Genomic DNA, 14,057 nt, shown 5'->3' on the forward strand with positions numbered 1-14,057 from the left:
AGGGGCTTGAACCCGGGGGACAACCGATGAACGAACCAGTACGCCTTACCCAGTACAGCCACGGCGCCGGCTGTGGCTGCAAGATTTCACCCAAGGTGCTCGAGGTGATCCTCGCCGGCAGCGGCGCGCAGAACCTCGACCCGCGCCTGTGGGTGGGCAACGCCTCGCGCGACGATGCGGCGGTGTATGCCATCGATGACGAGCGCGGCGTGGTCTCGACCACCGACTTCTTCATGCCCATCGTCGACGACCCCTTCGATTTCGGCCGCATTGCGGCCACCAACGCCATCAGCGACATCTACGCCATGGGCGGCGACCCGCTGATGGCCATCGCCATCCTGGGCTGGCCGGTCAACCTGCTGGCCCCGGAGATCGCCCGCGAGGTGATCCGCGGCGGGCGCGCGGTGTGCGATGCGGCCGGCATTCCCCTGGCCGGCGGGCATTCGATCGACGCCCCCGAGCCGATCTTCGGCCTGGCGGTCACCGGCATCGTCGACAAGCGCCACATCAAGCGCAACGACACCGCCACCGTCGGCTGCCAGCTGTACCTGACCAAGCCGCTGGGCATCGGCGTGCTCACCACGGCGGAGAAGAAGGGCCTGCTGCGCGCCGAAGACGTGGGGCTGGCGCGTGACCAGATGTGCACCCTCAACCGTATCGGCAGCCAGATCGCGCGCCTGGAGGGGGTCAAGGCCATGACCGACGTCACCGGCTTCGGCCTGCTCGGCCACCTGGTGGAAATGGCCGATGGCAGCGGCGTGACCGCGCGCCTGGAAGCGGCGCAGGTACCGCGCCTGGCCAGTGTCGAGCACTACATCGAGCAGGGTTGCGTACCCGGTGGCACGCTGCGCAACTTCGACAGCTATGGCGAGCGCATCGGCCCGTTGGGCGAGGCGCACAAGCTGCTGTTGTGCGACCCGCAGACCAGTGGCGGGCTGCTGGTGGCGGTGGCGCCCGAAGGGCAGGCGGCGTTTCTCGAGCTGACGCAGGCACAGGGCCTGGCGCTGACGCCGATCGGCACGCTGGTGGCGCGCGGCACCCATGCGGTCGAGGTGTGTTGATGCACGACGACTGCACCGACTACCGTTCGATCTTTCTCGACGATGTGCCCCTGATGGATGTGCGCGCACCGGTCGAGTTCGACAAGGGCGCGTTCACCCACGCCAGCAATCTGCCGTTGATGAACGACGACGAGCGCCAGCAGGTGGGCACCTGCTACAAGCAGCATGGCCAGCAGGCGGCAATGGTGCTCGGGCACCAGCTGGTGTCCGGGGCGCTGCGCCAGGCCCGTATCCAGGCCTGGGCGCAGTTCGCCCGAGCCAACCCCGATGGCCTGCTGTACTGCTTTCGCGGTGGCCTGCGTTCGCAGATCACCCAGCAGTGGCTGCGCGATGAAGCCGGTATCCGCTACCGGCGCGTAGGCGGGGGCTACAAGGCCTTGCGCACGTTTCTGCTGGAGGTTGGCGACCAGGCCGTGGCGCAGTGCGATTTCGTGCTGCTGGGCGGCATGACCGGCACCGGCAAGACCGAGGCGCTGGCGCAACTGGACAATGCGCTGGACCTGGAGCGGCACGCCAACCACCGTGGCTCCAGCTTCGGCCGGCATGCCACTGCGCAGCCGGCGCAGATCGGTTTTGAGAACACCCTGGCGGTGGACCTGCTGAAAAAGCGCAACGCCGGCATCGAGCAGTTCGTGCTCGAGGACGAGGGGCGCATGATCGGCAGCCGCGCGGTGCCGCTGGGCCTGTACCGGCGCATGCAGCAGGCGCCGCTGGTGTGGCTCGAAGACAGCCTGGAATGCCGCGTGCAACGAATCCTGCAGGACTATGTGATCGACCTGTGCGCCGAGTTCGTGCTGGCCCACGGGCCGGAGCAGGGCTTCGAACACTTTGCCGGGCGGCTGCGCGAGAGTCTGTCGGGCATTGTCCGGCGCCTGGGTGGCGAGCGTTACCAGCGCCTGGCGGCGGCGATGGACGCGGCGTTGCAGGTGCAGCGTGCGAGCGGCGCGGTGGAGCTGCACCGTGCGTGGATCGAGGGCCTGCTGAGCGAGTACTACGACCCGATGTACGCCTACCAGCGCGATGCCAAGGCGGCGCGCATCGAGTTCGCCGGCGATCGGGCCGCGGTGCTGGCCTACCTGCGCGAAAGGCGGCTGTAGGCACCTGTGCCGGTGCTGTGGGGGCGGTGCACGCCGGCCCTAGAGCACCAGCAGCGCAACCAGCCCGCTGAGCACCCCCACCAGCATCGTCAGCAGCGCAACCCACACCAGCACCCGCGTATCGAAGGAGGTGCGCAGCATCAGCAGTGACGGCAGGCTCACGCTGGGCAAGGTCATCAGCAATGCCACCGCCGGCGCGGTGCCCAGCCCCAGGGCCATCAGCGTCTGCACGATCGGGATTTCCGCCGCCGTCGGGATCACGAACAGCGTGCCGACCACCGCCAGCGGTACCAGCCACACCAGCCCTGAACCCATGCCGCCCTCGACATGCGGAAACAGCCACACCCGCGCCGCGCCCAGTACCAGCACGGCCAGCACATAGATCGGGATGGTGGTCCAGAACAGCTGCCACAGGGTTTTCATCCAGCGTGCCAGCAGGCTGCCGGGCACCGGGGTACTGGCCACATTGGCCGCGTCCACCGCGGGTTCGGGCAGTACGTCCGGGCGCGAGATGCGCTGGGCGAACAGCGACACCCCCACCACCAGCACCACACCCGCCACCAGGCGCAGGGCACTGAACTCCCAGCCCAGCACGAAGCCCATGAACACCAGCGTGGCCGGGTTGAGCACCGGGTTGGCGATCCAGAACGCCAGCGCCGCGCCTACCGACACATTCTGCCGACGCAGCCCGGCAGCCACCGGTGCCGCGCAGCAACTGCACATCATGCCCGGCAGGGCGAACAGGCCGCCACGCAGGGTCGAGCCCAGCCCGGCCTTGCCGAACAGGCGCAGCAGCCAGTCGCGCGGTATCAGCACCTGAACCAGCGAGCCGAGGATCACCGCCAGCAGCGCCGCCTTCCAGATGGCCAGGAAGTACACCTGGGCATACGCCAGCGCTGCCGTCAGCGGTGCGTACTGGTGATCGTCCAGGATCGAGGCGCCGATGCTGTGGCTGTCAGCGGCAACAAACGACTTGGCGTAGTAGGGCGACCATTTCACGTAGTACAGGCCGATGGCGGCCACCAGCAGGAACGCCAGCGGTTTGCACCACTGCGTCCAGCCACGGGGGGCGGAAGTAGACAGGCCAGGCATGGTGCAACTCCAGGCAAGGGGGCGTTCAGGCAAGAATAGCCGCTGCGTCGGTGGCGCTCAGCGCGAATAGCCGGTCATTTCCAGGTAGCCACGCCCGGCCGTGCTGCCCTGTACCTTCACCGGGCCTTCCCAGTAGGGAAAGCGGGTGCCCATCCAGGCCTGCGGCACCAGGGCGTCGACCTCGATGTCCAGCTGCCGGTCGGGCACCTGCACCCGCCAGCGCGTGGGCACTTGCGGGCCGTCGACCAGTTGGGTGCGGGCCAGCGGCTCAAGCACGATCTGCGCACCGTTGAGCGCGGTGCTGCTGCCGTCGGCGGCAATCCAGGTGCCTGCCCGGTACGGTTGTGCATCGGCCTGACGTACCTGGAAGAGCATCAGCCGCGTGCCGTTGTCCAGGTGCAGCGAAAACCAGTCCCAACCATGCTGGTCGGGGGCCAGCGGCTGGCTGCTCCATTCGCGGTCGAGCCAGGCGTTGCCGGTCACCTCGACGCGCCGGCCCTCGTGCTGTACTTCACCGCGCACTGTATAGAACGGCTGGCTGTAGTAATACGACGCCTGGCCCTGGCCGGACTTCTCGCTGTAGCCCTGATCGCCCTGCAGCACCAGGGGCTGCTGGCTGCTCAGTTGCAGGTCGTAGCTGAAGCCGTTGCCGCCTGCGCGCATCTGCAACTGCTCGATGCCTTGGCCGCCCACCGCCTGCAGCGACCAGTCGTCGATCCAGGCCTTGAACGGTTGCGCCTGCACGTCCGCCTGGCCGACACCGCCACGCGCCAGCGTTTCACTGAACTGATGGCCAAACGGCCCGCTCAACGCCGCGTGCCCCAGCCATACGGCGGGGCTGGCCCAGCCCGGCTGTTCGGCGCCGGGGCGCAGCGCCGAACGGAACAGCGTCCATTGCGCACCCCAGTCGCGGCCCTGTGCATCGCGCAGGTTGGCGGTCACGTACCACCATTCGATGCGATACCCCGCATGGGCGCCGTGGTCACGCGGGAACTGCAACGGTTGGCCGCGCACCACCGGGGCAAAGGCTGCGGCGTCCTGGCCCAGGCCGGCAAAACCGGCGGGTGGCGGTGGCGAGGGGTCGCAGGCGCCCAGCAGCAGGCACAGCAGCAGGACGCCCCAGTGTCTAGGTTCCATCGGCATAGTGCCTCAGCAGTTCGGCGGGCTGGCGGCGGGCCAGTTGCCACAGGGGGCCGGCGGCGGCGAGCAGGGCGGTGAACAGGCCCAGCAGCGCCAGTTGCAGCAGCTGGCCAGGGAACACCTGCAACGGCAGGCGCCAGCCGAACGCCTGCACGTTGACCACCGCCACCAGGCACCAGGCCAGCAGCAGGCCCAGGGGAATTGCCAGCAGCACGGTCAGGCTGGCCAGCAGCAGCGTCTGCCCCAGCGACAGCCAGGCCAGGTGCTGGCGCCTGACGCCCAGTGCCCATAGCGGCGCCAACTGGCCGAGCCGGCTCTGGCCCAGGGTCAAAAGGCTGATCAACAGGGCCACGCCGGCCACGCCCAGGGTCAGGCTGTTGAGTGCGGCGGTGGCGGCGAAGGTGCGCTCGAACACCTCCACCGACCAGCGCCTGAGGGTGCGCTGGTCCACCAGCCGGGTGCCGTCCAGCGCATAGCGTTGCTGCAGCGCGGCCTTGAGCGTCGCCACCTGCTCGCCCGCCACGCGCAGGTTGAGGGTGTTGAGCGTGGCCTCGGGCCAGGTGCGCCGCAGCCAGTCGGCGTTCACCAGCACCTGCCCGCGCGGGTTGCCGTAGTCGGCGTATACGGCCACCACGTCAAGGGGTGCAGCGCCGGGCAAGCTCAGGCGATCGCCCAGGCCCAGCGCCAGGCGCCGTGCCAACTGTTCGCTGAGCATCGCCCCGGCGCCGCTGGCCAACTGGCGCCACGCTTCGCTGCGCTGTTCGAGCAACGGCCAGTGCTGCGCGTAGGCCGGGTGGTCGATCACCCCCTGCACCTGCACCGGGGCGCCGCCTACGCGCACTTCGGTGCGCCACTGCGCGAGCACGGCGCGCACCCCTGGCTGGGTGGGTAGCCAGGCCGCGATGGCCAGGCCCTGGGCGGTGTCATGCGGGGTCACGTAGAGCTCGGCCGACAGCCGTTGATCGAGCCAGCCCAGAAAGGTCTGGCGGAACCCGGACGTCATGCTGCCCACCCCGACGCTGGCGGCCAGCGCCAGCAGCAACGCCATCAGCGCCAGTGCCAGGGCCGGCAGTTGCTGGCGGCTGTCGGCCACGAACCACTGCGCCAGCGGCCGGTGGCACAGCCGCTGCAACAGCGCCAGGGCGCCATCGAGCAGCAGCGGTAGCATCAGCGCGGCGCCCAGCAGCAAGGCGGCCAGCAGGGTGAAGGCCGCCGGCAGGCTCGCGCCCCAGCGCCAGCACCCCAGGGCCACGGCCAGCAGCAGTAGCGCCAGCAGTGCCTGGCGCCGCAGCCAGCGCACCTGCGCCTGGCGCCAGGCCTGGGGCTGTGCCAGCGCCAGCAGCGGCAGGCGCGCGGCGCGCAGCAGGCTGCCGGCACCGGCCAGTGCTGCCCCGAGCAGGCTGATGGCCAGCCCGCTCAGCCACCAGTGCAGCGGCAGGCTCAGGTGCCCGGCCACCTGGGCGCCATACAGGCCGCGCAGGCTGGCGGCCACGTCACCCAGCAGCAGGCTGGCCAGCAGGTAACCGCAGGCCACCCCGGCCAGCCCGGCCAGCAGCGCGAACAGCCCCAGTTCGATGGCCAGGGCAGTCACCAGCGCACGCACACTCACGCCGCAGGCACGCAGGGTGCGCAACAGGCTGCGGCGCTGCTCCAGGGCCAGGCCGATGGCCGCATGCACGATGAACAGCCCCACCAGGAAGGCCAGCAGGCCCAGCGCAGTGAGGTTGAGGTGAAAGCTTTCGGTCAGCCGTTGCAGGTCGTCGGTGTCGCTGGCGGCCTGCACCACCAGTAGCTCGTTCAGGCCCTCGGGCAGCGCGGGCGGGGTGTAGCCGGCGGGTATCAGCAGTCGCGAGAGCTGTTGCGGTGCCTGCAGCAGGCGTTGGGCCTGGCCGATGTCGACCACCATTACCCCCGGGGCCAGCTGCGCCTGTACCTGCAACGGCGGCAGACGCTGGCCGTCGCCGCTCAGCGGTTCGGCACCGGGCGCCAGGCCAAGGCGCTGCAGGGTGTCGGGTGCGATCCATGCCTGGCCCGGGGGGCCGATGAAGGCGGCGGGGTCGATGCGTTGGGCGGCCTGGCCGGCGATGGCGCTGCCGGGTGGCAGGCTCAGCGGCTCGATGCCCAGCAGCTTCACGCTGACCGGTTCGGCGCCGGCAAAGCGCAGGCGGCCTTCGAGCACCGGCGACACCGGCCAGCCGGCCCGGCGCAGTTGAATGTAGGCGTGCTGGTCGAAGCGTTCGCCGTGGCGCGGGCTCACCTGCGCCTGCGCTGCGCCGGTCAGCAGCGCGTTGGCCCGCGCGTAGTCGGCGCGGGCCTGCTGGTTGAGCGCCTGGACCCCGGCCCACAGGGTGGTGGCCAGCCACAGCCCGGTGAGGATGCTGGCGCATTGCAGGGGGTGGCGCCGCCAGTGGCTGAGCAGCGCCTGCAGGCACAGGCCGATCATGCGCGTACCCGGCCCAGGTGCAGGGTCAGGCGCTGGTGCAGGCGGGTGGCCAGGTGGGCGCTGTGGGTGACCATCAGCAGGCTGCTGTTGCTTGCCCCGACCAGCTCCAGCAGCAGGTCGAGCACGTTTTCGCTGCTGGCTTCGTCGAGGCTGCCGGTGGGTTCGTCGGCCAGCACCAGCGCGGGGCGCGAGGCCAGTGCGCGGCCGATTGCCAGGCGTTGCTGCTGCCCGCCGGAGAGTTGCTCGGGGTAGCGTTGCAGCAGCGGCGCCAGGCCCAGGCGCTCGGCCAGGTGGGTGACCCAGGCCGGGTCATGGCGGCCGGCCAGGCGCGCCTGGAAGGCCAGGTTGGCGGCCACGTCCAGGCTGCTGATCAGGTTGTATTGCTGGAACACCAGGCCGATGCCTTGTCGGCGCCAGTGGGCGAGCCCGGCTTCGGTGCGGGTGTGTAGCGGTTGGCCGTCGAACAGAATGCGCCCGCTGTCGGGGCGTTCGAGGCCGGCTATCAGGTGCAGCAGCGTGCTCTTGCCGCTGCCGGACTCGCCCATCAGCGCCAGGCTGGTGGCGGCGGGCAGGTGCAGATCGACACCGCGCAGCACCGGCAGGGTGCCTTGGGCGGTGGTGAAGGTCTTGTGCAGGTTTTCGACGATGAGCATGGGTGAAGGGTAGGCCAGGTTGGGGCAGGTGGGTACATCGGGTTGTGCCATGGCGATTCTGCGGGCCAGGGTGGTTTTAAAAATGCAGGAGCCGGCCTTGCCGGCTCCCACATTGGTTGCAACGCACCCTGGCCTGCAGGATCGCAGTTGTCAGCCCTGGTGGCTCGACACCCGATTGCCGCGTCGCCTCTACTTGCGCGCCTCCAGTATCAGGTTGAACGGCGTCTCGCACGCCCGGCGCATGTGGCTGAACCCCGCCTCTTCAAGCACACCCCGAATGCGCGCCTCACCCGCCTGCGCGCCTAGACCCAAACCCACCTCCTGCGACAGTGAATTGGGCGTGCACAGAAACGTCGATACCGCATAGAACAAACGCCCCACCGGGTTGAGGTTGTCGTCCAGCCGATCATTCGAAAACGGCTCCACCAGCAACAGCGTGCCCCCCGGCTTGAGTGCCTGCCAGGCATGCCGGGCCGCACCCACCGGGTCGCCCAGGTCATGCAGGCAGTCGAAGAAGCACACCAGGTCATAATCGCGGCCAGGGTAGTCCTTGGCGCTGGCCTGGGTGAAGCGCACCCGTTCGGTCAGGCCGCTGTCCCTGGCCCGTTGACCGGCAGTGGCCACCGAGGGCGCGTGGTAGTCGATGCCGTCGAAATGCGAAGCCGCAAAGGCCTCGGCCATGAGCAGCGTCGAGGTGCCAAGACCACACCCGATGTCTGCCACCCGGGCCCCGGCGTGCAACTTGTCCACCACACCCTCCAGTGCCGGCAGCCAGCTGCCGACCAGATGGTTGCGGTAGCCAGGCCGGAACAGGCGCTCGACGCCACCGAACATGCACGCATGATGGTCGCCCCATGCCAGGCCACCGTCGCCGCGCATCGCCGCCACCAGCTTGTCCTTGTCGAGCACCATCGAGGCGATGGCCTGGGTGCCGCCAGCAATGTAGGTGGCGGAGTCCTCATGGGCCAGGGCCTGGGCCTGCTGCTCGTCAAGGCTGAAATGTTCGTCGTTGTGCTGCATGTAGCCAGAGGCGGCATGGGCGTTGAGCCATTCGCGAAGCAGGCGGGCATTGCAGCCAGTGCGTGTGGCCAGGGTCTGGGCGGTCACCGGCTGGCCGTCGGCCATGGCCCGGTACAGGCCCAGTTCTTCGCCGAGCATGATGTTGGGCAACATCGCGGCAGCGCCGAGGTCGTTGATAAGGGTATGGATGAAAGGGGTCGATGCAGGTTTGCTCATTGCCACCACTCCATTAGTTGGCATCCTTGAACGCGCAGATAACGTCGCCTATCTGCAGCCATCTGTCCTTGATGGGCAGCCTTTGACTCTAGTTCAGGGGGGCAGCAGGTCAAGTGCGAAGGGTATTTCGCCAGCAGGGGCGGTCAGCCGCGCCGCCCGTAGTAGTTCAGCATTGGTTGCGTGCTCAGGCCATGCACCACGATGCTCAACGCCACCACCGACAGCGTGATGTTCAGGCACTGCGCCGAAAGCGTGCCGCCCAGGCCGTGGCTCAGGGCGTAGAACAGGTAGAACAGGCTGCCGATGCCACGAATGCCGAACCAGCCGACCATCAGCCGCTGGCGCAAGTCGAGCAGGCTGCCCCAAGGCATCAGCAACACGCTCAACGGGCGCACCACGCAGAACAACGCCAGGCCAAAGCCCAGTGCGCGCCAGTCCCAGTGGCTGGCCAGCGCCACGCCGAGCACGGTTACCAGGAACACTTCCATCACCCGCTCCACCAGGCTGCCGAAGGCAAGCATGTCGCCCATCATCACCCCGGCCGCCACCTGGGTGTCTTCGAGGTTGTCCAGGTCGCCATGCACCGCATTCTCCGGCGCGGCTTCCAGGTGCCCGGCCACCGGTTGCGCCAGGTGCTCGGACGGGGTCTGCGAACCGCCGGTGAAGCTCACCTCGGCCTGGCGCAGCCCCAGCCCGGCGGCAAACACCGCCAGAAACCCATAGGCGTGCAGGGTGTCGGCCACCACATACGCCAGTGCAATCAGCGCCAATGCCAGGTAGTCGTTGGGGGTGAGCGTGCTGTCGGCATGGCTGATGCGCAGGGTCAGGGTCAGGCGCCCCAGCAACTTGCCCATCCAGTAGCCCACCAGCAACCCCACCGGCATCGCCCACAGCAGGTCCCGCCACAACCAGGTGAACAGCGCCGAGCCGTCGACGGCCTGGCCCTGCACCAGCAGCAAGCCCAGCAGCACGAAGGGAAAGGCCACGCCGTCGTTGAGCCCGGCCTCGCCTGACAAGCCGAAGCGCAGCGGGTCGTGGTCCTGCGCATCGTTGACCTGCACCAGCGCTGCCAGCACCGGGTCGGTGGGCGCAAGGATGGCGCCGATCAGCAGGGCCGGCGCCCACGCCATGTCACCCAGGTAGTGCAGCACCACGCTGAAGCCACCGATGCTCAGCAGCATCACCGGGCCGGCCAGGCCGAATGCCACCCGCCAGACACGGCTGCGCAGCGGCAGGCGCAGCTTCAGGCCACTGATGAACAGCGAGAACAGCAACGCGACTTCGGTCAGGTGCTTGAGCCAGCCGGCGGCGTGGTCCAGGTCCAGGTGCAACAGGCCCAGCCCCAGCGGGCCGATGCCGATGCCCAGCAGCAGGCACACGGCGGAGGTGGTCACCGGCATCCAGCGCAGGTACGACGAGGTCAGGGCCAGGATCAGCAACACGGCGCCGAACACGGCGATCCACAGGGTAAAACTCATCGAAGGCACCGTCGCATGGGGTCGGGCCAGCGCTGGCCCCTGAGCATTCGAGGGGCGCGGTGCGGCAGAGGTTCACTGCACGCAGCATCAGGGCGCCGGGCTGTCGACCTGCTGCAGGCTGAAGGTGCCGGTGAACGGGTTGCCCTGCAGCCTGTAGCACTGGCTGTGGTTCTTGCGCAGCCATGCAGTGCCCGCGTCGACCGGGCCGCAGTTGGAGGCGGGCATGGCATCGACGATCAGGGCGTACTCCAGGCCCTCGTCCAGCTGCTGCAGGGCAAACCCCGCACAACAGACCAGGGCCGCGGCAAAGAAGGGTTCGAACGTCGGCACTTTTTGCGCCGGGGCCGGGGCGGCGCCGGGGCGTAGTCTGCCAGCCGCCCTGCGCAGCCACTGGGGCAACAGCAGGTAGACCCCCAGCAGCATCAGCGAGAACGGGATGGAATAGAGCGCCCCATACACCACCGCCGCGTTGTCCAGGTAGTCCACCTCGATGCCAAAGCGCGCATTGAGCATCCGTTGCGCAGACAGCTTGCACAGGTACACCACGACCACGCTGTACAGCAACGACCCTGGCCAGTAGCTGAGAAAGGCGAAGAGGCGCGACAGGTTCAGCAGCGCATAGATGCCGCCGGCCGCCAGCCCGCCGACCAGTATCAGGTTCGCGCCGAGGCTCGGCGGCAGGCGCGCGAAGCCCCACAGCCCGGCCAGCAGCAACAGCAGCTTGAGGGTGTCGCGTACCGGTTTGCTCACGGTCAGTGGCTACCTTCGTTCAAGGCGCCGAGGATCTGGTAGGCCAGCTTCACCCGCGCCTCGTTGGGGTAGTTCTTGTTGGCCAGGATCACGATGCCGATCCGCTGCGAGGGCACGAACGCCACGTAGCTGCCAAAGCCGTTGGTAGAGCCGGTCTTGTTGATCCACACCGCCTGCTGCGGGGCCAGCGGGGGTTGCAGCGGCGTGACGTCGAGGGTTTCAAGGGCCATGCGGCTGGCATTGCCGTCGAGCAGGGTCTGCAATGCGACCGGGTAGGGGTACTGCTCCCAGATCAGGTCCTGGGTCATGGGGCCCACCTGGTAGTAGCCGGTATGGGTGGCGGCAATGGCCTGCTTGAGGGGCGTATCGAGTTTCTCCAGGCCCATGTTCGCCTCGACAAAGCGCAGCATGTCGTCACTGCTGGACTTCACCCCGTAGGCTTCGTCGGCCAGCACCGCAGGGCTCAGCCGGGCGGGGACGTTGTCGCGGGTATAGCCCTGGGCGTACATACGCTGCCAGTTGGCAGGTACCTGCAGATGGGTGTTGTTCAGGCCCAGCGCCGGAAACAGCAGGTCCTGCAGGGCGGACCGGTAGCTCATGTCCAGTTGGCGGGCGCTGATCACCCCGAGCAGGCCGATGCTCGGGTTGGCATAGGTACGCCGGGTGCCTGCCGGGTAGCTCGGGGTCCAGTGCTTGAAGTAGCGCATCAGTTGCCCGTTGTCGTGCACGCTGTCTGGCAACTGCAGCGGGAAGCCGCCGGCGGTGTGGGTCGCCAGGTTCAGCAGGCTGGTGTTTTCCAGGGCACGGCCGCGCAGTTCGGGCAGGTAGCTGGCCGGGCTGTCGGTCAGCTTCAGCTTGCCGGTGGCCTGTGCATAGGCCGCCAGGGTGACGTTGAAGGTCTTGCTGATCGAGCCCAGTTCGAACAGGGTGTCGCGGTCGACGGCCTGGCCGCTGTCGCGCGAGGCCACACCGAAGTCGTAGTAGTGGTGCTGGCCATTGACTGTCAGGGCCACGGCCATGCCGGGTATCGCGTGCTCCTGCATCACGGCCTGGCTGGCGGCCTCTACCAGGTTGTCGAGGTTGTCAGGCACGGTGGCGGCCCAGGCGGCAGGGCTGGCCAGCAGCAGGCCGCTCAGCAGGTGGTGCGGTTTGAACAGGTTCACGTAATGGGTTTCCGGTGGGTCTGGAGGAATTCGCCCGGTGACAGGCCGAACTGTTTGCCAAAGGCGGCGATAAAGGCCGACAGCGATTCGTAGCCGCAGGCCAGGGCCACGTCGGTGACGCGCTCGCCGCGGCTGAGTGCTGGCAGCGCACTGAGCAGGCGCATGCGCTGGCGCCAGGTGCGAAAGGTCATGCCGGTGTCACGCAGAAACAACCGGCTCAGGGTCTTTTCCGAAACGCCGTACTTCAGGCTCCAGGCTGCAAGCCCGGTGCTGTCCTCGGGGTGTGCCTGCAGGCGCCGGCACAGTGCACGCAGGCGGGTGTCCTGGGGCAGCGGCAGAATCAGGTCTTCCTGGGGGGCGCTGGCCAGCTGGTCGAGCAGCACGGCGACCAGGCGCCCGTCTGCGCCCTCGGTATCGTAGGCCACCGGCAGGCCGCTGAAGGTGCGGATCAGCTCGCGCAGCAAGGCATTCACGCCAATCACCCGGCACTGGGTGCCCGGCCACACGCTGTGCTCGATGTACAGGCTGCGGATGCAGGTGTCGTCGGCGCAGCTGACCTGGTGGGGGGTATGCGCCGGGATCCACACCGCGCGCTGCGGCGGCACCACGTAGCGTCCGGCGCCGGTGTGCACATGCAGCACGCCCTGGGCCGCATACGACAGTTGCCCCCAGGCATGCTTGTGGCGAAAGCCCAGGGCGATGTTGGCCAGCGACTGCGCCTGCCCGTACAGCGGGCGCGGCAGTACCTTGAGCTCGCTCAGGGGCGGGATGCGCGGGGCGTGGGGTTGTCCTTTGGGCGACACTCTTGGGGTTCTGTCGTTAGTCGGAAAAGAAAAGAAACCTTACCGTCTGCGCCATCCCAATAACAAGACAGGACGTGACATGAAACACCTGCGGTTGCTGTTCGACAATTTCACCCTGGCCCTGCTCGGCGTGATTGCACTGGCCACCTTGCTGCCCTGCGAGGGCCAGGGCGCGGTGGTGTTTGGCTGGCTGACCAACCTGGCCATCGGGCTGCTGTTCTTTCTGCACGGCGCCAAGCTGTCGCGCGAGGCGGTGGCGGCCGGGGCAGGGCACTGGCGCCTGCACCTGCTGGTTTTTGGCTGCACCTTCGTGATGTTTCCGCTGCTGGGCATGCTGTTCAAGCCGCTGTTCCTGCCGCTGGTGGGCGACGAGCTGTACCTGGGCGTGCTGTACCTGTGCGCGTTGCCGGCCACCGTGCAGTCGGCGATTGCCTTCACCTCGCTGGCGCGGGGCAACATCCCGGCGGCGATCTGCAGCGCGGCGGCCTCCAGCCTGCTGGGCATCGTGCTGACGCCGCTGCTGGTGATGGTGCTGATGGGCGTGCAGGGCGATACCGGGTCCAACCTCGATGCGGTGTTGAAGATCGTGCTGCAACTGCTGGTGCCGTTCGTGGCCGGGCAACTGGCGCGGCGCTGGATCGGCGCCTGGGTGGCGCGCAATGCACGCTGGCTGAAGACCGTCGACCAGGGCTCGATCCTGCTGGTGGTGTACACCGCGTTCAGCGACGCGGTGATCAGCGGGTTGTGGCAGTCGGTGCCGCTGGTGCGGCTGCTGGGGCTGGCGCTGGTGTGCTGCGTGTTGCTGGCGGTGGTGCTGTGGTGCACGCAGTTGCTGGGCAAGCGGCTGGGGTTCAACGTGGAAGACCGCATCACCATCCTGTTTGCCGGCTCCAAGAAGAGCATGGCCACCGGTGTGCCGATGGCCCAGGTGCTGTTTGCCGGGGGGGCGATTGGCGCGATGATTTTGCCGCTGATGCTGTTCCACCAGATCCAGCTGATGGTGTGTGCGGTGCTGGCGCAGCGCTATGCGGCGCGGGAGGAGGTGAGCGCCTGATTCAGGTGCTGTGGTGACCACTTCGCCGGCCACGCCCCCGCCCCCCGGCGCCCCGCCTTGCCCGCCCGCCGCCCGCCCCCACCCCCC

General features: G+C 68.4%; 12 protein-coding genes. 3 read left to right on the forward strand and 9 right to left on the reverse strand.

Going from position 1 to position 14,057, the window contains the following annotated elements; translation table 11 throughout:
• Positions 1–26 precede the first annotated feature (26 nt).
• Together selD and mnmH are read left to right on the forward strand one after the other, a co-directional pair.
• Positions 27–1,061 (forward strand): selenide, water dikinase SelD, encoded by a 1,035-nt coding sequence (gene selD / locus QMX96_RS22220; protein ID WP_282362431.1) that lies wholly within the window; start codon positions 27–29, stop codon positions 1,059–1,061.
• Positions 1,061–2,158 carry a tRNA 2-selenouridine(34) synthase MnmH gene (gene mnmH / locus QMX96_RS22225; protein ID WP_054914408.1) on the forward strand — a complete coding sequence of 366 codons (1,098 nt, stop codon included), beginning with the start codon at positions 1,061–1,063 and terminating at the stop codon, positions 2,156–2,158. Before selD ends, mnmH begins: the two co-directional genes overlap by 1 nt.
• Positions 2,159–2,197: 39 nt before the next feature.
• Here the strand turns inward: mnmH and QMX96_RS22230 are convergent, their stop codons facing one another.
• The 9 genes from QMX96_RS22230 to QMX96_RS22270 form a co-directional block, all read right to left on the reverse strand.
• A complete protein-coding gene (locus QMX96_RS22230) occupies positions 2,198–3,250 on the reverse strand; it encodes a permease (protein WP_054914409.1) in 1,053 nt (350 codons plus the stop codon).
• Between the two features lie 57 nt (positions 3,251–3,307).
• Positions 3,308–4,387 carry a lipocalin-like domain-containing protein gene (locus tag QMX96_RS22235; RefSeq protein WP_282362432.1) on the reverse strand — a complete coding sequence of 360 codons (1,080 nt, stop codon included), beginning with the start codon at positions 4,385–4,387 and terminating at the stop codon, positions 3,308–3,310.
• Complete coding sequence (locus tag QMX96_RS22240) at positions 4,377–6,833, reverse strand: FtsX-like permease family protein (protein ID WP_078481257.1); 2,457 nt, start codon at positions 6,831–6,833, stop codon at positions 4,377–4,379. Before QMX96_RS22240 ends, QMX96_RS22235 begins: the two co-directional genes overlap by 11 nt.
• Positions 6,830–7,486, reverse strand: coding sequence for an ABC transporter ATP-binding protein (locus QMX96_RS22245; RefSeq protein WP_043860253.1), 657 nt, complete (start codon positions 7,484–7,486; stop codon positions 6,830–6,832). The genes QMX96_RS22240 and QMX96_RS22245 overlap by 4 nt, the downstream gene beginning before the upstream one ends.
• Positions 7,487–7,675: 189 nt before the next feature.
• On the reverse strand, positions 7,676–8,722 hold the full coding sequence (locus QMX96_RS22250) for a class I SAM-dependent methyltransferase (RefSeq protein ID WP_043860237.1): 1,047 nt from the start codon (positions 8,720–8,722) through the stop codon (positions 7,676–7,678).
• Between the two features lie 143 nt (positions 8,723–8,865).
• On the reverse strand, positions 8,866–10,200 hold the full coding sequence (locus tag QMX96_RS22255; protein ID WP_043860236.1) for a cation:proton antiporter: 1,335 nt from the start codon (positions 10,198–10,200) through the stop codon (positions 8,866–8,868).
• A gap of 87 nt (positions 10,201–10,287) precedes the next feature.
• The gene (locus QMX96_RS22260; protein ID WP_043860235.1) at positions 10,288–10,950 is read right to left on the reverse strand and encodes a hypothetical protein; all 663 of its coding nucleotides are present in this window, start codon (positions 10,948–10,950) and stop codon (positions 10,288–10,290) included.
• 2 nt (positions 10,951–10,952) lie between these two features.
• A complete protein-coding gene (gene ampC, locus QMX96_RS22265) occupies positions 10,953–12,107 on the reverse strand; it encodes a class C beta-lactamase (protein ID WP_063611988.1) in 1,155 nt (384 codons plus the stop codon).
• A gap of 2 nt (positions 12,108–12,109) precedes the next feature.
• Positions 12,110–12,916, reverse strand: coding sequence for a helix-turn-helix transcriptional regulator (locus tag QMX96_RS22270; protein WP_054914413.1), 807 nt, complete (start codon positions 12,914–12,916; stop codon positions 12,110–12,112).
• A 79-nt stretch (positions 12,917–12,995) separates the two neighbouring features.
• On the opposite strand from QMX96_RS22270, the gene QMX96_RS22275 reads away from it, so the two are divergent.
• Positions 12,996–13,970, forward strand: coding sequence for a bile acid:sodium symporter family protein (locus tag QMX96_RS22275; protein WP_043860233.1), 975 nt, complete (start codon positions 12,996–12,998; stop codon positions 13,968–13,970).
• Positions 13,971–14,057 lie beyond the last annotated feature (87 nt).

It is taken from the genome of Pseudomonas sp. PS01300 (assembly GCF_029960155.1).
Classification (GTDB): domain Bacteria; phylum Pseudomonadota; class Gammaproteobacteria; order Pseudomonadales; family Pseudomonadaceae; genus Aquipseudomonas; species Aquipseudomonas palmensis.

Coding starts and splice junctions, on each gene's coding strand:
- QMX96_RS22240 (WP_078481257.1), bottom strand. CDS start 6,833: ATGATCGGCCTGTGCCTGCAGGCGCTGCTCAGCCACTGGCGGCGCCAC.
- QMX96_RS22245 (WP_043860253.1), bottom strand. CDS start 7,486: ATGCTCATCGTCGAAAACCTGCACAAGACCTTCACCACCGCCCAAGGC.
- QMX96_RS22235 (WP_282362432.1), bottom strand. CDS start 4,387: ATGGAACCTAGACACTGGGGCGTCCTGCTGCTGTGCCTGCTGCTGGGC.
- QMX96_RS22255 (WP_043860236.1), bottom strand. CDS start 10,200: ATGAGTTTTACCCTGTGGATCGCCGTGTTCGGCGCCGTGTTGCTGATC.
- QMX96_RS22250 (WP_043860237.1), bottom strand. CDS start 8,722: ATGAGCAAACCTGCATCGACCCCTTTCATCCATACCCTTATCAACGAC.
- selD (WP_282362431.1), top strand. CDS start 27: ATGAACGAACCAGTACGCCTTACCCAGTACAGCCACGGCGCCGGCTGT.
- mnmH (WP_054914408.1), top strand. CDS start 1,061: ATGCACGACGACTGCACCGACTACCGTTCGATCTTTCTCGACGATGTG.
- QMX96_RS22230 (WP_054914409.1), bottom strand. CDS start 3,250: ATGCCTGGCCTGTCTACTTCCGCCCCCCGTGGCTGGACGCAGTGGTGC.
- QMX96_RS22275 (WP_043860233.1), top strand. CDS start 12,996: ATGAAACACCTGCGGTTGCTGTTCGACAATTTCACCCTGGCCCTGCTC.